Source organism: Bacillus cereus group sp. MG16 (assembly GCF_040459875.1).
Classification (GTDB): Bacteria; Bacillota; Bacilli; order Bacillales; family Bacillaceae_G; genus Bacillus_A; species Bacillus_A paranthracis.
In genome coordinates, this window is sequence record NZ_JARVHE010000001.1 from 4,157,255 (window position 1) to 4,176,778 (window position 19,524).

Genomic DNA, 19,524 nt, shown 5'->3' on the forward strand with positions numbered 1-19,524 from the left:
TCTTGATAAAAATTCATAAAATTTCATTATACAAAACTCACCTATGCAATTATGCATAATCATGTCTTCCGCTTTATTTTCATGTTACGATATAAACGAAATACGACATATATCGACAAAAATAAAAGGAAGTGATTGTATGAAACGTTCTAAAACATATTTAAAATGTTTAGCATTATCCGCTGTTTTTGCTAGTAGCGCTTTAGTGCTTTCAACACCTGCTGCTTACGCTCAAACGACGTCACAAGTTGTAACAGATATCGGACAAAATGCAAAAACACATACGAGCTATAATACATTTAATAATGATCAAACTGATAATATGACAATGTCTTTAAAGGTAACTTTCATCGATGATCCAAGCGCTGATAAACAGATTGCCGTTATTAATACAACTGGTAGTTTTCTAAAAGCAAATCCTACTATAAGTAGTGCGCCTATTGATAACTACCCAATCCCTGGCGCTAGTGCAACATTACGCTATCCTTCACAATAAGATATTGCCTTTAATCTTCAAGATAACAGCGCTCGTTTCTTTAACGTAGCACCTACAAATGCTGTAGAAGAAACGACTGTAACCTCTAGTGTATCTTATCAACTTGGCGGTTCTGTTAAAGCTTCTGCAACGCCAAATGGACCTAGCGCTGAAGCGGGTGCAACTGGCCAAGTAACTTGGTCTGATTCTGTAAGCTATAAACAAACTAGTTATAAAACAAACTTAATTGACCAAACAAATAAAAACGTAAAATGGAACGTATTCTTTAACGGATATAACAATCAAAACTGGGGTATTTACACACGTGATTCCTACCATTCTTTATATGGAAACCAACTGTTCATGTACTCTCGCACATACTTATATGAATCTGATGCAAAAGGTAATTTAATACCGATGGATCAACTTCCAGCGCTAACAAATAGTGGTTTCTCTCCTGGTATGATCGCTGTTGTTATCTCTGAAAAAAATACAGACCAATCTAACCTACAAGTTGCTTATACAAAACATGCCGACGACTACCAACTTCGTCCAGGCTACACATTCGGAACTGCAAACTGGGTTGGAAACAACGTAAAAGACGTTGATCAAAAAACATTTAATAAATCGTTTACACTAGATTGGAAGAATAAAAAGTTAGTAGAGAAAAAATAAAGAAAACCGAACTGCCATTTAGATGGTGGTTCGGTTTTTTATTGAAATAAAAAACTCCTTTAGTTCTTTCGGCAACATAAACAGACTTTTTTTCACTTTATGGAAAGATTCATGTGCCTTTCTACTTAAAGCTAATATTGGTACTTTATTTCAACTTATCCGCTTTCGCAATAAATTGTGCTGCTTCCGCACGGCTTACCGCTTTATCTGGAACCCAGCCATTATCTGTTCCAATTGAAATCTTTTCTTGGATTAAAATATTGGCATACTTCGCACCCCAATGATTGTTTAAGTCAGCAAATTCTTTCGGTAGTTTTATATTTTCATTTCTTTCTAATTTATATGCATTTACTAACATAGAAGCCATTGATGCACGGTTAATTAACCCGCTCGGATTAAAGTTTCCCTTCTCATCACCTTTTACAATACCTGCTTTTTCAACAGCAGCAATATATGGCGTTGCCCAGTGGTTTTGTGCATCAGGGAATGATGGCTTTGCATCTTTCTTAATTTCTAGCCCTAAAACAGTTGCTACTATTTTTGCAGCGGAACTACGATCAATATTTTCAGCTGGTGCAAATGTACCGTCTGGCTTACCGTGTACTGCTTCTTTATCTACTAAATATTGAACTGATTCTTGTGCCCATGCTGGTACGTCAGAGAATTTAGGCTTCTGTTCAATTGCACTCGCATCGATTTCAAACTGTACTTGATATTTATGATCATATTTAATTGCTGGAATTAATATATGCATTTGCATATTATATTTTTTCGAAAACTCATCAATTTCAAATTGAACAACTTTCGTACCGTTATTTGCTTTATCTTCGGAAATTACTTTTACATCATGGAATGTCCCTAATTTTTTTGGATCTTCTACTCTAAGATACTGGAAATAGCTACTATCTTGAACTGTTAACGTAACGATTTTTTTATCACCTTGAATCGTTACTTTTGCATTTTTTAAATATGTAGAAGCAACTGATGTATCATTCGTTTGATCTTTATAAGTCTTTAAAATAACGTCATACGTACCATCTGCTAATTTGCTAGCTGCTTTCATTTCTACTACCGCTTCTGCTTTCGCAATCGGTGCCATCATACCGCTAAATGGAACTGCTAACGTTGCTGCTATAACGAATGCATTCATATATTTTTTCTTAATCATTATCAATATGACATCTCCCTTTATATAAATATACTTAACACAACTATCATATTGATAATGATTATCAATGTCAAATAAAAATAATACTATTATTTCCTACATAAGTACGCTTTCCGCTCATTTTTAAAAAGTAAATAATGCGCTGTATGAACTTTCCTTTCCAAATAATCGATAGAATACGTGCTCGATGGATCCACTAAATCACCTATCGCTCCTGAAAGGTGATCAATGACTTGCTGCAGTATTTCTAAGTTGTTCTTCTCACTTTCAGCATTCATTTCATCCATAATGTCACAAATAAGATACTGCACTCGCCGTAAACGTAATTCCTTCTGTTCCACTTATATCTCCTCCTTATTAGTCATATTACGGTTTAAATATATGGCACCATAGCTTAACCAATGCTAAAAAATAGAAAGGCAACCATCTTCATAAAGATGGTTGCCCCTATTTTTAAACTTGCATCGCTTTTTCTCTCAAAGCTCTTCTCAGCAACTTACCTGTCGTATTCTTCGGCAATTCTGTTAAAAATTCAATACTCTTTGGTACTTTATATTTTGCTAAATGTAACGTGCAATAATGCATCAGTTCTTCTTCTGTTACGTTCGTTTGTTTCAGAACGACGTAAGCTCGCACTGCTTCTCCTAAGTTTTCATCAGGAACACCAATTACGACAACTTCTGCTACGGATTCGTGTGTGTACAATACTTCCTCTACTTCACGAGGGTATACGTTATAACCCCCAACTAAGACGATATCCTTTTTACGATCAACGATATAGAAATAACCTTCTTCATCCATTTTCGCTAAGTCTCCTGTATACAGCCAGCCGTCCTTTAATGTTGCAGCTGTATCTTCTGGCGCATTATAGTAACCTTTCATAACGTTAGGCCCGCGAACAATTAATTCACCGACTGCACCAACAGGTACTTCTTCCCCAAGTTCATTTACAATTTTATTTTCTACATGCCAAATATTTGTACCGATCGATCCTGGCTTACGCGGACGATCTAGCGGGTTGAAACAAGTAACTGGTGATGCTTCTGATAAACCGTATCCTTCTGAAACGATAACGTCAAAACGTTGTTCAAAGTTTTGCAGAAGAGCAACAGGCATTGAAGCACCACCTGAAATACAAAGACGAAGCGTCTTCACATCTTCTGCGCTTGCTTCTTCGAATAAATATAAATAATTGTACATTGTCGGTACACCAGCAAAAATCGTCGGTTCGTACGTACGACAAATACGGAATACTTCTTTCGGGCTAAATTTCGGTAACATCAAAATCGTTGCTCCGTTCACAATCGGTGCATTGACCGCCACTGTTAAACAGAATACGTGGAACATTGGCAGTGCCGCAACAACGCGATCATCAGCCGTATATTGTAAATACGACGCCACATCGCTCGCATTACTATATAAATTTTTATGCGTTAACATAGCGCCTTTCGGTTTTCCAGTTGTGCCTGAAGTGTATAGAATAACCGCTACATCTTCTTCATCTAGTTCTGGGCCTTCGTAAGTTAAATCTCCAGCCCCTATCATTCTAGTAAACGTTTTCATTTTTTCGGTTTCTGTATGGTTAAAATCTGATGAGGTTTCGCATATGATGATGTTTTCAAGTGAAGGAAGTCTAGTTGTAAGAGATTGTATAACAGGTAGAAGGACGTCGAGTACGATAATTGTTTTTACATCTCCATTTTGTAAAATGTAATGCATTTCGTCTGCTGTATAAATTGGATTAACTGGAATAACAGTTGCTCCCGCTTTCATTGTTCCGTATAAACCGACCAAAAAATGTGGTGAATTTCCAACAACTAATGCAACATTGTCCCCTTTTCCAATGCCCATTTCTGCTAAATTGCTAGAAAACCTTGTGACCATTTTGTTTAATTGGTCATATGAGACCGACTGATCCATAAATATATAAGCCGGTTTATCCCCCTTCTTTTTCGCCGTTTCAGCCAAAGATTGAACGAGATTCACACAAACCCCACCTTTATAAAATTTAGAATATTTAAAAATTCTAAATTAATTATATTAAAAGAAAATTAAAGTGGCAAGTGTTATTCCATTAACTGCATATAAACAGATCACCTCCTCTTCATTTACTTTGGAAGGATAAAGGAATTTTATTTACAAGTAATTTATGAAACTAGACCAAAAATCATTTTAGGATAATATGCACTCATCTTTTCTCTAAGTTTAGTAAGTTCCTCTTTATTTAACGTCGTATGCTCTCCAAACAAGTTAATCGCGTCCGCTCCATCTTCATGAAAATACACGGTAACATATAATGTCGGTAACCCTGCATTGTCTTCATCTATTGAAAAAACGACATCTGGTGTCTTATTAACAGTGCTGAATGTTTCATTTCTTTTCCACTTCTTATTTTGAAACATGTCTTGTATTTCCTGTATCTTTCGTCTGTTATCTGTATGCGTAAAATATATAACATTATCTTTCGCTGGCTTTCCAATCGATAAAAGTATGCGACTTGAGGACGTTTCATCGTTACAAGCTATCATTCCGATGACAAAGCTAAGCAATACTACAACGTACATTACCCTTCTCATTTCGATCCGCCTCCTTTTGAATATATATTCCTTTATGAGGGGCAAATGTCCTGTGATTTTATGGTATATGGAATTATATCGGCGATTTTTCAGATATATCAGCGCAACTTGAAATATATCAGCGATTTTCCAAATATATCGGTCGTAACTCGAAATATATCAGCGATTTTTAAAATATATCGACTTACCGACAAAACGCGACAATCTACGCAAAAAGAAAGAGGCTGCCAGTTACGGTAGCCTCCCTTATTTTTAGAAGAACAAATGTAAGAAATCTTCTGTTGTAATATTACCGAAGTAACGTGCGATATCTACGCCTTCTAAAGCTGCAGTGAATGCATCTTTATCAAATTGTACGCCTGTTAGACGTTCTTCAATATCATGCACATCTAGTGAACCGAAGAAGTCACCGTAAATTTTGCATTCTGTTACTGTTCCTTTTTTCACTTCAAGACGAACGTCAACTTGTCCAACTGGGAAGCGGTGTGAATGTTGTAAGTTGAACTTCGGAGATTTTCCATAGTTCCAATCCCAATTTTGGTAGCGCTCTTCAGAAAGTTTATGGATTTCTTTCCAATCTTCTTCTGTTAATTCATACGTTGGAATTTCTGTTTCTCCTTCAAAAATTGTTTCTAGAAGAAGTTGTCTAAACTCTTCTGTCGTCATTTCTTCGTTTAGGAATTCTGTAATGTTCGCAACGCGGCTACGGATTGATTTAATTCCTTTTGATTGTATCTTATCCATTTTTACTTTCAGTGCTGATACGACGTGATCGATTTCAGAGTCAAATAGTAACGTACCGTGACTGAACATACGACCTTTCGTTGAGAACTGCGCGTTACCTGAAATTTTTCTGCCTTCAGCTAAAATGTCGTTACGACCACTTAGTTCTGCATTTACGCCTAATTTACCAAGCGCTTTCGTTACAGGCTCTGTGAATTTTTTGAAGTTGCTGAAACTGTCTCCATCATCTTTCGTAATAAAACTGAAGTTTAAGTTTCCTAAATCATGATATACTGCGCCTCCGCCTGATAGACGACGAACGACATGAATACCTTTTTCTTTTACGTAATCTGCATTAATTTCTTCTACTGTGTTTTGGTTTTTACCAATGATAATCGAAGGTTCATTAATGTAGAACAGTAAATATGTTTCGTTAATATCTAAATTCTTCACACAATATTCTTCAATCGCTAAGTTTATTCTAGGATCTGTAATCCCTTTATTATCAATAAATAACATCGTATCACCTCATGAGTTCCATACGTAGCCACTATGCGCTAACGTAATATGGCCACTGAAAATTTGTTTTGCTTCTGTTACTAAATCAGCTGGATTGCCTGTATGCGGTAAGTGCGTTAATAAAAGTTCTTTTACATTCGCATCTTTCGCAATACTTGCTACTTCTGTACTATTCATATGCCCTGCTTTTGCAGCCTCTTGATGTGCATACATATTACACTCACAAATGAAAAGATCAGCATCTTTTGTGAATGGAATAAATTCAGGAATATAACTGGAATCTGCGCTATATACTACAGCGTCATTACCTGCTGTAATACGCATCGCAAAGCATGTAACAGGATGAACAGTTTTTAAGAATGAGATCGAGAACGGTCCAATTTGAAGTGTTTCTTCTGGATTGTACGCGATTCCTTTCGTATGCGGTTCATGCGTTAAAGAATGGAATCCACTCTCATCAAACGTATGACCGTATATTGGTAGTTCCGGTAGTTGTCCCTTTGTCGCACTCGTAATTAGTCTCGCATATTGCAATACCCCAATGTCTGCAACATGATCGTGATGATAGTGCGAAAGTACAACTGCATCTATATGAGATGGTGTTATATATTTTTGAAGCTGTGCTAGTACACCACTACCACAGTCTACAAGTAAACGAAAACCATCGTGTTCAAACAAATACCCGGACGTTGCTTCTCCCGCTTCTGGAAAGCCGCCCCAAAAGCCGACAACAGTCATTTTCATATGTATCCATCCTTTCTAAAACCGAGTAGAAATGCATGTTTCACTTACATTCTACATTGTTAACTATAATCCATTTCCTAAACTTTTTCATTAACTTTCAATTTTGTTATAAAACAGTTGTTGACTTTTGTTTTTTGTACTAATACAATGATAGTAAGAAATGGAAATGGAGGGATTGACATGATCGATCAACCAATGGAGTTTTTCAGAAATTTACCGACGAAAACTTGTGCGCACTGCGGGAAAGAAATTGATGAGCAACACGAAGCATACCATAACAAATGTGATGACTGCGTTCACGAAGAATAGTAGTTTGTGAACAGAAAAAAACCTAGCAGACATAGTCTACTAGGCTAATAACATCGTATCCTTCATCGTTGAACCTTTCACCAAGAGCTCCAGTTCAAACTCATACAATTCTTTTTTTCGATAATTTTTTGTATGGATTTTATCCATCATCAGGTCGACAACTTTTCGGGCCATCTCATCGATTGGCTGTTCAATTGTCGTAATACCTGGCTCTGTAATCTGTGATAAAATTTGATTATCAAAACCGATAACAGCGAGATCATCTGGAATGCTCCAGTCATGGCGTTTCGCCTCTGAAATAATTCCAGCTGCTACCTCATCGCCTCCTGCCAAAATCGCGGTAGGATTTTTTTTGTCCTTTAATACTTCATGGAATATTCGTTTTCCATCTTCCCAAGAGAAAGCGTTTTCAAGAAAATCAATCGCTTCTACTTGGCGGCTCTTCTCCGTTATTGCACGTAAAAAGCCCATTTTTCGCTGTTGGCTAACGACTTTGGTTTCGTTACCACGGCAAAAAATAAGATTACGATATCCTTGTTCTAACACATGCTTAGCAGCTATGTATGCTCCTTGCGCATGATCAAACTTCACTGTTGGAATATTTGCTTCCTCAATATATTCATTACATAACACGATTGGACCGTGTTGTAAGTATGGCTCTACATCTTCCCACGGATTTTCTAGTGAACATAGAATAATCCCATCCACTTGTTTCGTAGATAATAATTGTAAGTACTCCATCTCTTTTTCCGGTAAATATCTTGTTTGACAAATAATCAGTTTATATTTATGTTCAGAAGCAGCAATCTCGATCGCTTCAATAAACCTACTGAAGAAAGGATTTGTGATCCTTGGAACTAGCACCGCAATTGTTTCCGTTTTTTGTTTACGAAGCCTTCTCGCCGCAGAATTAGGAACGAAGCCTAAATGCTTCATTGCTAATTGAACCCTTTTTTTCTTCTCATCTGAAACATATGGATGATTATTAATCACCCTAGAAACCGTTGTCCTTGATAACCCCGCTAATTTCGCCACGTCCTCTATAGTCGACACGAAATTCTCCCCCTTTGCATGAAAACGTTTTCTTAAATTGATTATATAGTATATTATTGGAAACTGCAATACGGCTTCTTATGATTTTACTATATTAATATTATACATAGGGAAAAGTATGTTAATGGGAGGGGAATTTATATTACTTTTAGAAGTTTACAGAAGGCATATTTATTAAAGATAAAAGGAGATATTTCATGAATCGGACCAATCGTTTATTAGCTATATTAATTGAATTACAAAGAAGACAAACTGTTACAGCAAAAAGCTTAGCGGAAAAATTTGAGACAAGTATAAGAACGATTTATCGAGATATGGATGCACTTAACGAATCGGGTGTTCCTATTTATTCAATGCCTGGCCAAGGTTATTCATTAATGGATGGTTATTTCTTACCACCGATTCAACTTACGCCTGAAGAGGCTGTTACTCTTTTATTAGGAGGTGATTATATCGAGAAAACTTTCACTTCTTCTTTTTCTGTACATGCACGATCAGCAAAAGAGAAACTTGAAATGGTTCTCCCTGCTGATCAACAAAAGAAAGCCCAGGAATTACGAGAAACTTTTCGTTTCCTTTCTCCTATATTTTCACATCAGCAATCTGAACAAAAAAAACTAGAAAATCAACTTCTTCTATTGCAAGAATCTATTCAAAAAGAACAAGCTATCTCTTTTTCTTATCGGAAACCGAGAGAAACTACAAAAATAAAGCGGACCGTTCATCCTTATGGCTTAGTCAATATTTCAGGAATTTGGTACATCGTTGCCCACTGTTTACTTCGAAAACAAATACGCAATTTCCGCTTAGATCGTATGGAGGATTTACAGCAAGAACAAGAGTTTTTCACAAAACCGAAAGACTTTTCTTTACAAAACTACAAGCCTGAAAGCAATCGCACTGTTACGGTTCATTTACTATTCCCCTCTCATATTGCACATAAGATTATTGAATCCCGCTACTTTTTTATAGATTCATACGAGCATAGAGATAGCAGTTTTCACGTTTTTTTGAAATCAAGAAACATAGACGAAGTATTTCAGTGGGTATTGAGCTGGGGAAGCCAAGTGCAAGTACTTGAGCCAAAAATTCTTTCTGAGAAAATCCATGATGAAGCAAAAAAAATGTTAAAACTTTAATTTCACTACTGACATAATGTTGTCAGTATCCCTCGTTTATAGTAGGTATTAACAAATACATTTTTATAAAAAGGAGTTAACACTATGAAGAAATTTGAGGAATTAGCTACGTATTACATGGAGGAATTAGAAAGGTACTCTATAGAACAATTTAGGATGAAGCCGTCTAGCGAAGAATGGTCTCTTGGTCAAATGTATAATCATTTAATTGCCTCTACATATATGCAGTTAGATGCAATCGCGAAATGTAAAACTGAAACACCATCAGCAACTAACAAAAAAACGGATATGGGTGAAAAAGTCTATAAACTTGGCGCTTTCCCGGATATACAAATCAAAGTACCAAATCATCCTGGATATACACCTGAAAACCCCTCTAATAAAGAAGAAATACAAAAACGTATGCTAGAATTAATTACAGTTATTAAAGACATTGAGCCAACACTTTCTTCTATTCCAAGTGATTGTAAAGTCGAACATCCTGGGCTTGGTTACTTACATGCAGCAGAATGGTTTCAACTTATTTCTATGCATTTTGCTCATCATCTTCGTCAGAAAGAAAGATTGGAGACAAAAGTTTTAGTGTGAAAAATGAAAAAAAGGTGGTTTGGTCTATTTCCAAACCACCTTTTTATTTCTATCTTTACGGCTTTGATATTTCCTGCATAAATCCAGCCATACTCGCTAATAAGCTAGTAAAAACGAAAAGTACAATAATAAGAGGAATAAGTTTATCTTTATTTAAATTCGTAATCGTTTTTAAACCTATACCTAATAAAATGTAATACCATATATTAAATATATCTATTCTTTGAGCGATTGTATGTAAAACCATATTATCCGTTGCTATTGCCCCTAAACTTGTATAAGATATCTCATATCCATTTAGAGACAATGCAATGAATCCATTTAAAATCATCCCTAATCGTAATACAAACGAAGCATAAATAATGATAGGAAAGGTTTCTTTATAGTTAATATCCACCCCGAAAAAAATCATAATATTTTTATAGAATATAGGCGCAAAAAATAAGGCTACGATTCCACTGACTGTAGAAATCCCAAATGTGGTAAAGAAAGTTATGTATTTTGGTACAGTAAATCCCGTTTTATCATGAAACATACTAAGCGCAGGATTATTTAAAGTATTCCAAGACATTAACGCACTTGAAACTATAATGAATACTATTAAAAGAGCGAGTGGTAAAAATATATTTCTTTGATTCTTCATCCTTTTGAATTGCAGTGTTGGTGAAGTAAACATCCCCAAAATTGATGGTTTCCCTGAAATCTCTTTATGTATAAGACTACTAGCTTGCAAGAAAATCCCCCTTCCTCATTACACTCATAGCTCCTCCCACTTCGTCCACACTTCTCTCCCATTTATACGGTACATATTATCCTCTCTGTCCATAAACCCCTGCACAATAAACTCACGCCTAATCGTACAAAAATCATCATGATATTGTTTTATGAATGTATTCATTTCTTTTTCCGTATATTGATTTTCAGCGTTTAATTTGCTAATTAAATGCTCCAACAATACTAGTTTTTTCTTCTTTTGACCTGGAATCGATTTTAAACGGTCCTCTTTATCGAAAAAGTTACGAATGGTCGTATCCCTGAATTTCATTTCACTTTCAGTCATTTTGTTGTCCTCCATCGGTTTTTTCTTTATCATTTTTATTCATTTTTTCACTTAAAAAGTCAATAAAGTAATAACCCCCCCATTAACAGATAGTAGAACTGAATCGGCTACACTAAGTTGGACAGATACTATAAGGGCTAGTAGACTTAACATACTAACCTAAGGGAGCGTGCTACTATGTCACGTCAACGTCGAACTTTTACACCAGAATTTAAACTTCAATTAGTAAAGCTATATGGAAATGGAAAGTCCCGTGCAGATATCTGTCGAGAATATGAAATAACGCCTTCTGCGTTGGATCGCTGGATTAAGAATCATCAAGAAACTGGGACATTTACTGCTAAAGAAAATCGGACAGAAGAAGAAAATGAGTTAATCAGATTACGTAAAGAAAATCAACGTTTAATGATGGAGAATGACATTTTAAAGCAAGCAGCGCTGATCATGGGACGAAAATAGATGTGATCCGAAATAACACTCACAAATATTCAGTATCAGCAATGTGTAACGTCCTTAACATCGCCAAAAGTACCTACTACTATCACGCCAAGCCGCGTGAACAAGACGCACATGAAAAAGAAGACGTTGAGCTTTCCAACGAAATAGAACGACTCTTTAAAGAAAGCCGTAGTAACTATGGTACTCGTAAACTCAAAGTAGAATTAAAGAAACAGAAGATGGTCGTTTCTAGACGTCGAATCGGTCGAATTATGAAACAATTAGGACTTGTATCAAATTATACGGTGTCACAATACAAGCCGTATAAACAAACCTGTAATGAAGCACCAATCAAAAATGAGTTACAACGTCAGTTTAAACAAGAAGAGCAATTAGCTGTAGTTGTCAGTGATTTAACATACGTCCGTGTTGAAAAAAAATGGCACTATGTATGCTTATTTGTGGACCTTTTCAACCGAGAAATTATAGGTTACAGTGCTGGTCCAAATAAGACAGCAGACCTTGTGTATAAAGCATTAGCGAGTATTAAAGGAAATTTACATAACATCAAGATGTTTCATACAGACCGAGGAAAAGAGTTTGATAATAAACTGATTTCAGAGGCTTTAGAAACATTCAGAATTCAACGATCATTAAGTATGAAGGGCTGCCCCTACGATAACGCTGTGGCCGAAGCGATGTTCAAAGTGTTTAAAACAGAATTCGCAAACGGAGCACACTTCGCTTCTCTTGAACAGCTCGCTCTTGAACTTGATGATTATGTTCATTGGTTTAACAACATTCGAATTCACGGAACACTAGGCTATTTAACGCCAGTGGAATATAAGAAACAGACCTTATAAAAATTGTCCAGTCTAGTGTTGACATTCCAAACGTAAGTATTCCAAATGCATCTCTCATACTTGTATATACTTCTTTATCAAACAATATAGGTGAAAGGGCATAAACAAGAAAAATTATTAGCGGATTTATAATTAAATAAGAAATATGTTTTCTTTTCATCATATCCCCCCTCTACTCTATGTTTCTCTGTAAATTGTTGTAATTCCTATCCTTTTATTTAGCCTACACATGAAATATGGTGAAATTAAGAAAAAAAGGGATACAAAACAACCATTACATTATGAAGAAAATATTTTATCCACTTTAAATACAGTTGTACACCTTTCTTACAACTGTATTTCTTTTTCATTTTTACTCCTCTCATCTACACTTCTCTTAATTTATTTATTACTTTTACGTCTGCAACTTTTTATTCAAATTAATAAATTCAATATGGTAAATTATGTTATAATTTAATTATACATACTTTGGAGGGGAAATAGTGAAAAAAGCTATTATCGTATTAAGCATCCTATATCTTATTTTAACCGTACATACAGGAGCTGTTCTTTTAGGAAAAGAGGATTATAAAGGGACTATCAATACATTAAAGAAAACAAAGGAAACCGCTTCCTTCCAATCTGCAAAAGACGGTGTGATTTTATTAAAAGGAACATTAACTACCGCGCAACCTATTACAGAGGAAAAACTTCAAAATAAAGAATTCGCACTCCTTGAAATTAATACATATAAACGACGAAAAGCAAATTGGATAAACATTAATACTGAGCAGCATATTGCAAAGCAACTCTTACTAAACAATGAGACTCTTCCTGCCTTAAAAGAAATCCGTTTCTCAATGGAACCAATTACACTGTCAGGCAAAGATATTTCTGCCGAAGACTATTCACTAAAAAAGAATGATACCCAATTAACAATTAAAGATAAAGGATACCGATACACCGGAATAGAAAACAAATCAGACGTTCTTATTTTTGGCATAAAAAAAGGAGATACACTTGAAGGTTATAGTGGCTCTGAAATTCTAATAGGAAAAACAAAAGAGGACATTGCCAGCAACATGAAACTATATACTTTTGCTGAAAAATATGGTCCATTTGTTTGGATTGTAGCTACAATTATTCTTATAAGTATTGCTATATGCTTCTTCCGTAAAAATAGAAAAACAAATGAAATTTCTCAGCCTATAAAGTGAAACTTTAATCAGTAGGTGTTTTGTTCATCCCTCACTGATTATTAGCCCACACTAATCAGGCGTTTATTGGCAGTCTATCTCCCACCTAACTTCTTTCTCTAGCCAATTTTTGAGGTGGGAGTCTTACTGCCCACAAATAGCGGATAAAAAAAGACCAATAAAAAAGGCACCATTTCGGTACCTTTTTTATGTTCCTTATTTAAGCTTCAACCGATTGATTTTCAGCAATATTTCTAAATTGTCGTTTGTGCATCCACGTTAATGAAGCAATTGTTCCAAGTGATAACACAACGATAAAGATCATGAGCATTCCAATGTTTTGCCACATGAAGTTAAAGTCTCCGCTTGATACGACTGCCTTCAATCCAGATACAGAGTATGTCATCGGTAACCAAGCATTGAATGGTTGTAAAAACTTCGGAATCAATTCTAGTGGGAATGTTCCAGCACTCGTTGTCAGCTGAATAATTAATGTGATGATGGCAATGAAACGTCCTGCATCGCCGAATGCTGTCACTAAACATTGAATTAATGCGATAAACGCTAAGCTTGTAACGATGCTAAAGAGTATGAAATAAGGAATACTTTGTACTTCTACACCTAATCCGAACAGTAATATGATATCAGCTACTACTGCTTGAATAATACCGACTGATAGTAATACGCCGAACTTACTAATAAACCAGCTAAACCCTGATTTTGGAACACCAACTGTGTCACGTAATGGATATACGATAGATAATAGTAATGCCCCAACAAATAAACCGAGTGATAAGAAATACGGTGTAAATCCAGTTCCGTAGTTTGGAACTTCCGCCATTTTCTCCGTCTTCACTTTTACAGGGCTTGCAAACATATCATACGTTTTATCCGTTCCTTTTACTTCACCAGTTTTCTCTGCCCCTTCGCCAAGCTTCTCAGCAAGTTCACCTGAACCATCGTTTACTTTTACGAGACCATCTGTTACTTTTCCTGAGCCGTCTGCTAGTTTATTTACACCATCGATTAGCTGGGTTGAGCCGGTTGATAATGCACCTAAGCCGGTTGTTACTTGACCGGATCCACCTGCTAATTGATTTACTCCACCCGCCATTTGATTTGCTCCTACAGATAATTGGCCTAAACCTCCTGTTACTTGGCTTGAACCATCTGCTAATTTAGATACTCCTGCTGATAACTGGCCTAAACCGCCTGTTACTTGGCTTGAGCCATCTGCTAATTGATTTACTCCACCTGCCATTTGGTTTGCTCCTGCTGATAATTGGCCTAAACCGCCTGTTACTTGACTTGAGCCATCTGCTAATTGATTTACTCCACCTGCCATTTGATTTGCTCCTGCAGATAATGCACCTAAGCCACCTGTTACTTTACCTGAACCATCTGCTAATTGATTTATCGCATCTATTAATTGACCAGACTCGTTTTTAAATTTATTTGCGCCTTCTTTAGCAGTATTTAACTTCGCACCAAACCCTTGGAATTTTTCAACAAATCCTTTTTGTGCACTGGATAATTGCTCAATACCAGCAGTTAAGGATTGTAATTCTGCTGCATTTGGCAATTTGCTTTGTCCATCCCCTGTTTTTTGATTTATTTCGCCTTTTAATTGTTTTACTTCTTCATTTAATTTATTTGTTCCGCCTGCTACTCCGGCAGCTTTTTGCTGAACTGTCGCTGTACTTTTTACCGCATTTATTATGAATGGTTGTAACTGCTCTTGATATTCTTTTGGTAAACTTTCAATTTGCTTTTGTAAATTCGCTACATCTTGCGCTGCATTTTTTGCATCTCCTGCTGTTGATTGTGTAAGTTCATTTAACTGATTTACATTCGCCCCAGCTCCATCTATTTTCTCATTTACTGTATTCAATATAGAAGGAACTTTCGACTGCATTTCCCCTAATCCTGCAGCAGAACTTTTCACTTTACTATTTAAATCTTGCAAACCCTTTTCAATTTTTTGAGAAGCTACCTCTAATTGGCTTTGTCCCCCAACCAGTTGTTCCATACCATTTGATAGATCCGTTGTTCCTGTTTTTAATTCACCGGATTTACTTACTAATTTGTTCAAACCACCGGTCACTTTCTCAGATCCATCACGTAATTCATCAATTCCTTTTTGCATTTCACCCGTTTTGTTATTTAACGTATTTAAACCTTCTGTTACTTTTCCGGACCCATCTACTAATTTTCCAACACCTGTTTGCATCTCACTTGTTTTACTATTTAACGTATTTAAACCGTTCGTTACTTTTCCTGATCCATCTACTAATTTTCCGATACCTGCATTGCTATTTAATACATGTAAACCTTCTGTTACTTTTCCGGAACCATCTACTAATTTTCCGATACCTATTTGCATCTCACCTGTTTTGCTATTTAACGTATTTAAACCATTCGTTACTTTCCCAGATCCATCAAATAGTTTTCCTACTCCATCCTTCATTTCACCAGACTTCCCTTGAAGTGTATGAAGTCCCTCCGTTACTTTACTTGAACCATCATGCAACTCACTTGATCCGTCGTGTAGTTTACTTGCACCTTCCGCCCCATCTGCTAATCCTTTTGAAACGTCTTGAATGGAATCAAACATTTTCTCTGCATATGTTTTCGTTAACGTACTTGCTACTTCACCTTTAATTTTTTCAATGGCTGTTCCGCCAATTTGTGAAGATAAGAAGTTTAAGCTTTCGTTTGGAATATATTCTAAGTTTAATGGTTTCGGTTCATCTTTTAATAATGTTGTAGCGTTACTTGAGAAGTCATCTGGAATGCGTACTAACATGTAATACTTTCTGCCTTCCATTCCTTTTTTCGCTTCTTTTTCACTTACAAACTCCCATTTAAAACTGGTATTATCTTTTAAATTATCAACGAGCCCTTTTCCGACCTCAATTGGTTTTCCGTCAAATACAGCACCTTTATCTAAATTGACTACCGCAACTGGTAAATCATCTAACTGTTTATATGGATCCCAAAAGGCCCATAAAAACATGCCTGCATATAAAATTGGTACGAATAGAACTGCGATAATTGGAATTAATATTTTTTTACTTGTTATAGTTTGTGTGAACTCTTTACGAAGTAACTGATTTCCTTTCATCATTTCTCCCCCTTTTTAAAGTGACCAAATTGTTCAATTGGTCACTTTTACCCAAACAAAAAGGCTATACTGATTCATACATATGCCTTATCCCCGAATTTATACTATGCAACTGTTTCTTAATATGAAGTGAATATTTCTATTATCCCCCCTAAATTAAACGTATGACCATTTTGTTCAATTGGTCACTTTTTATAATAATAAAAGGATTATCTTAGTTTGACAATCCTTTTAATAAATAAAGTTCAAATAATTCTGCAATTTTTTCTTTTTCTAGCGGTTCATGATTTTTTTCCCAATCAAAAATAAGCGATACATATAAGCGAAGCATAATAAATGCTGTAATTTCTGGATCACATTTGCTAATTTCACCTTTATCAATCGCAATCTTTAAATACGATTGAATGACAGAAACGATTTCCACATCTACTTGTTGCATCACTTCTTGTACTTCTTTCGTTCCCATATCGCGCTCTTCTTGAATTAACTTAATCATGAGCTGATGTTCTTTTCTGAATTCTAATATGCTATATAATGCTCTATGTACATTTTCAAAAAATGAAACATCTGAACGAATTGCATTTTCTGCAACTTGCTTCATTTCTGTAATTAAATTAGAAATAATCTCGCCAAATAGCTCTTCTTTATTTTTGAAAAAAGTATAAATCGTCCCTTTTCCTACATTCGCTAACTTCGCTACTTGATCCATCGTTGTTGCTTTATAACCGAATGCTGAAAAAGACTTTGTTGCAGCCTCAATAATAGAACGTTTTCGATCTATCGCCACATCGTCACCTCCAAAAATGACCAATTGGATAATATAGTCAATTAGTACATCTTTGATATTACCACACGCTTACATTGTATACAAGTTCTCTTTTTTATTATTTCCAGTATAAAAAATTCCAGTCAAGTTATATCATACTGTCCATAGTTTATCAGAAGAAAAGAGAAAAGGAAAAGGTGTTCTTAAGATATACATCTCTAGAACACCTTTTTATTATTTCAACATAGAAATCATAATCTTCTCTAACTCTTCCTTATTTACATTTTTATCAAATACTGCTTCTCCTTGACGCTCTAAACTATGATTAATAATAACAACTTGGTATGCACTATTTTTCCCTTTTGCTGGAACAATCATCTTCATACCTTGTAAATTACTATCCGAGTGATCAGTAGCGTAGAATATTTGATTCCTTTCTAATTCATACTGTTCTATATTTTCAGGTACTACAAACTGGTGACTAAATGGATCTTTACTTTCTCCAAATACTTGTGATTGATAAATTGTATAGTTTCCTTTTCCGTTTGTATACTCTAATTCAATAATTAATTCAGGTCTTCTCTTAATAAAATAACCTACATTTTCATCCTTCAGATTGTATCCTTCAATTGTGTACGTTGGCTTCTTAATTTGAAAATCAACATGTTGTTGCGCTTCCTTTACCGTGTAATTTAAAGATTCGTATACTTTGTCATCAAATGGTTTTGCTTGATCATAAAGTGCATATAATTTGTCACGATCTGCTTTTGATAAACGCTCTTCTCTAAAAACTGTTGACTCGTAGTCAGAATCTCTCGGAGCACCTTTTTTCTGTATATTAATAATTTTTTTAGATAATTTTATGTACTGCTGGAATTCATCTTTTGTTAAAGCTTTTTCAGCTAAATATAAGTAATCTGTCTTTTCTTCATACACTCTTGCTGAATAATGATATTCTTTTTTCGCATTTTCTTCTGTACCATACAGCATATCTACAGCATTTTGGAAAGCATCCTTTGACTGCTCTACTTTATCCTCTTGCTTTTCCTTTCCTTCCGTTGTACGTGCATTAAATAAAGAAAGAGATGCTATAGCAACTATGACAATAACTCCGAGTAAAGAAAGACGATACGATTTCTTCTGGAACTTTTTAATCATAACGATTCTCCTTTTTAGTGTTCGTTTATTTCTACTTAAATTTGCTAGGCTTGGTGCTTGATAGGAGTAGTGTTCTAAAAGGGTAATAATTGTATGACCATATGCAATTTGCTCCTCTTTATCTATAAAAGTAAGCGCATATGCATCACAGGCTAATTCTTGATCTTCTCGCATACAAAAATAGGCGTACCAAAGAATCGGATTGAACCAATTTAATAGAATTAAGCTATACATAATCCAATTTACAGCTACATCGTTTCTTTTAATATGAGCTAACTCATGGTAAAAAACATGTTGTAATTGTTGCTCGTTTAATACTTTCATATGTTTTTTTGATAGTAATACTTTTGGGCGAAAGAAACTAAACACAGTTGGACTCGCAATCTTTCCTGCTAAACGTAATGAAACTACCTTCTTCATTTTCATAGACTGCTTACAGCGATTAAACACCGTAACGACCTGTTCATCCGTAATATCCGGTTGTTTCTTTATGCAAGAATATAAACGTCTATTTGTAATAAACGTTATAACTGCTAATAAGATTACTCCAGCTAACCAAACATACATAGCAAGTTTGTATAAAGAAAATGGAGTCTGTTGTCCCAAACTGACTTCTACTTCCGGTTCGCTAGTTTTTGTCACCATTTTAGAATTTAATTCCACTGTACGGTCGCTTTCTATATTCACTATACTCTCCGTAGACGGCATATTTTTAGGAAAAACTTCCGATACGCTAGAACGATAAGAAAGTAATGAATAAATGTTATAAGAACTATCTGGTGACCATGGTAAAAGGAGTCTAATCATTAATACAATCCACAGCATATATTGCCACCGGGGTGCTAATTTATTTCTAAATAGTATTTTTATACATAAAATAAACCCTACTAATATGCTAGCCATAAGTGACGTTTCTATAAGCCAATCAAAAAAATGAGGAAGGTATACATTTATAAGCATGTCTATCATTT

The 19,524-nt window shown here is 35.3% G+C and carries 17 protein-coding genes and 1 pseudogene; 6 read left to right on the forward strand and 12 right to left on the reverse strand.

The window, feature by feature from the left end; genetic code table 11:
* Positions 1-139 precede the first annotated feature (139 nt).
* Positions 140-1,150 (forward strand): annotated as a pseudogene (cytK2, locus tag QCI73_RS21595) (beta-channel forming cytolysin CytK2).
* Between the two features lie 145 nt (positions 1,151-1,295).
* Here cytK2 and QCI73_RS21600 read toward each other — a convergent pair.
* From QCI73_RS21600 to QCI73_RS21625, 6 genes are all read right to left on the reverse strand, one after another.
* On the reverse strand, positions 1,296-2,318 hold the full coding sequence (locus QCI73_RS21600; protein ID WP_353823702.1) for an S-layer homology domain-containing protein: 1,023 nt from the start codon (positions 2,316-2,318) through the stop codon (positions 1,296-1,298).
* 89 nt (positions 2,319-2,407) lie between these two features.
* Positions 2,408-2,659 (reverse strand): hypothetical protein, encoded by a 252-nt coding sequence (locus tag QCI73_RS21605; protein ID WP_000435475.1) that lies wholly within the window; start codon positions 2,657-2,659, stop codon positions 2,408-2,410.
* A gap of 112 nt (positions 2,660-2,771) precedes the next feature.
* The gene (locus tag QCI73_RS21610) at positions 2,772-4,304 is read right to left on the reverse strand and encodes a fatty acid--CoA ligase family protein (RefSeq protein ID WP_001055167.1); all 1,533 of its coding nucleotides are present in this window, start codon (positions 4,302-4,304) and stop codon (positions 2,772-2,774) included.
* A gap of 161 nt (positions 4,305-4,465) precedes the next feature.
* Positions 4,466-4,894 (reverse strand): hypothetical protein, encoded by a 429-nt coding sequence (locus QCI73_RS21615; RefSeq protein ID WP_327923485.1) that lies wholly within the window; start codon positions 4,892-4,894, stop codon positions 4,466-4,468.
* 252 nt (positions 4,895-5,146) lie between these two features.
* On the reverse strand, positions 5,147-6,136 hold the full coding sequence (gene lplA / locus QCI73_RS21620) for a lipoate--protein ligase (protein ID WP_000897255.1): 990 nt from the start codon (positions 6,134-6,136) through the stop codon (positions 5,147-5,149).
* A 9-nt stretch (positions 6,137-6,145) separates the two neighbouring features.
* Complete coding sequence (locus QCI73_RS21625; protein WP_242785477.1) at positions 6,146-6,880, reverse strand: MBL fold metallo-hydrolase; 735 nt, start codon at positions 6,878-6,880, stop codon at positions 6,146-6,148.
* Positions 6,881-7,060: 180 nt separating this feature from the next.
* Between QCI73_RS21625 and yhfH the strand changes: the two genes are divergently transcribed.
* On the forward strand, positions 7,061-7,189 hold the full coding sequence (yhfH, locus tag QCI73_RS21630; protein ID WP_000567010.1) for a protein YhfH: 129 nt from the start codon (positions 7,061-7,063) through the stop codon (positions 7,187-7,189).
* A gap of 39 nt (positions 7,190-7,228) precedes the next feature.
* Here yhfH and QCI73_RS21635 read toward each other — a convergent pair whose 3' ends face one another.
* On the reverse strand, positions 7,229-8,242 hold the full coding sequence (locus QCI73_RS21635; protein ID WP_000103718.1) for a LacI family DNA-binding transcriptional regulator: 1,014 nt from the start codon (positions 8,240-8,242) through the stop codon (positions 7,229-7,231).
* A 197-nt stretch (positions 8,243-8,439) separates the two neighbouring features.
* Between QCI73_RS21635 and QCI73_RS21640 the strand changes: the two genes are divergently transcribed.
* Both QCI73_RS21640 and QCI73_RS21645 read left to right on the forward strand, forming a co-directional pair.
* On the forward strand, positions 8,440-9,381 hold the full coding sequence (locus QCI73_RS21640) for a helix-turn-helix transcriptional regulator (protein WP_353823703.1): 942 nt from the start codon (positions 8,440-8,442) through the stop codon (positions 9,379-9,381).
* A gap of 84 nt (positions 9,382-9,465) precedes the next feature.
* Positions 9,466-9,969 carry a DinB family protein gene (locus tag QCI73_RS21645; protein ID WP_353823704.1) on the forward strand — a complete coding sequence of 168 codons (504 nt, stop codon included), beginning with the start codon at positions 9,466-9,468 and terminating at the stop codon, positions 9,967-9,969.
* Between the two features lie 55 nt (positions 9,970-10,024).
* Here QCI73_RS21645 and yknW read toward each other — a convergent pair whose 3' ends face one another.
* Complete coding sequence (gene yknW / locus QCI73_RS21650; protein WP_262725699.1) at positions 10,025-10,702, reverse strand: YknW family membrane protein; 678 nt, start codon at positions 10,700-10,702, stop codon at positions 10,025-10,027.
* A 24-nt stretch (positions 10,703-10,726) separates the two neighbouring features.
* On the reverse strand, positions 10,727-11,029 hold the full coding sequence (locus QCI73_RS21655; RefSeq protein WP_327923482.1) for a DUF2087 domain-containing protein: 303 nt from the start codon (positions 11,027-11,029) through the stop codon (positions 10,727-10,729).
* Positions 11,030-11,206: 177 nt separating this feature from the next.
* On the opposite strand from QCI73_RS21655, the gene QCI73_RS21660 reads away from it, so the two are divergent.
* A protein-coding gene (locus QCI73_RS21660) for an IS3 family transposase (RefSeq protein ID WP_085964333.1) occupies positions 11,207-12,330 on the forward strand; the annotation gives its coding sequence in 2 pieces (ribosomal slippage) (positions 11,207-11,453 and positions 11,453-12,330; 1,125 coding nt in all).
* A 482-nt stretch (positions 12,331-12,812) separates the two neighbouring features.
* Entirely contained in the window at positions 12,813-13,526 is a 714-nt protein-coding gene (locus QCI73_RS21665) for a hypothetical protein (protein WP_353823705.1), read from the forward strand.
* Positions 13,527-13,725: 199 nt separating this feature from the next.
* Here QCI73_RS21665 and QCI73_RS21670 read toward each other — a convergent pair whose 3' ends face one another.
* The 3 genes from QCI73_RS21670 to QCI73_RS21680 all read right to left on the reverse strand — a co-directional run bounded on the left by QCI73_RS21670 (position 13,726) and on the right by QCI73_RS21680 (position 19,522).
* Complete coding sequence (locus QCI73_RS21670; RefSeq protein ID WP_353823706.1) at positions 13,726-16,629, reverse strand: YhgE/Pip domain-containing protein; 2,904 nt, start codon at positions 16,627-16,629, stop codon at positions 13,726-13,728.
* Between the two features lie 214 nt (positions 16,630-16,843).
* On the reverse strand, positions 16,844-17,416 hold the full coding sequence (locus QCI73_RS21675) for a TetR/AcrR family transcriptional regulator (RefSeq protein WP_000963375.1): 573 nt from the start codon (positions 17,414-17,416) through the stop codon (positions 16,844-16,846).
* Between the two features lie 213 nt (positions 17,417-17,629).
* Entirely contained in the window at positions 17,630-19,522 is a 1,893-nt protein-coding gene (locus tag QCI73_RS21680) for a M56 family metallopeptidase (protein ID WP_353823707.1), read from the reverse strand.
* Between the last annotated feature and the right edge of the window lie 2 nt (positions 19,523-19,524).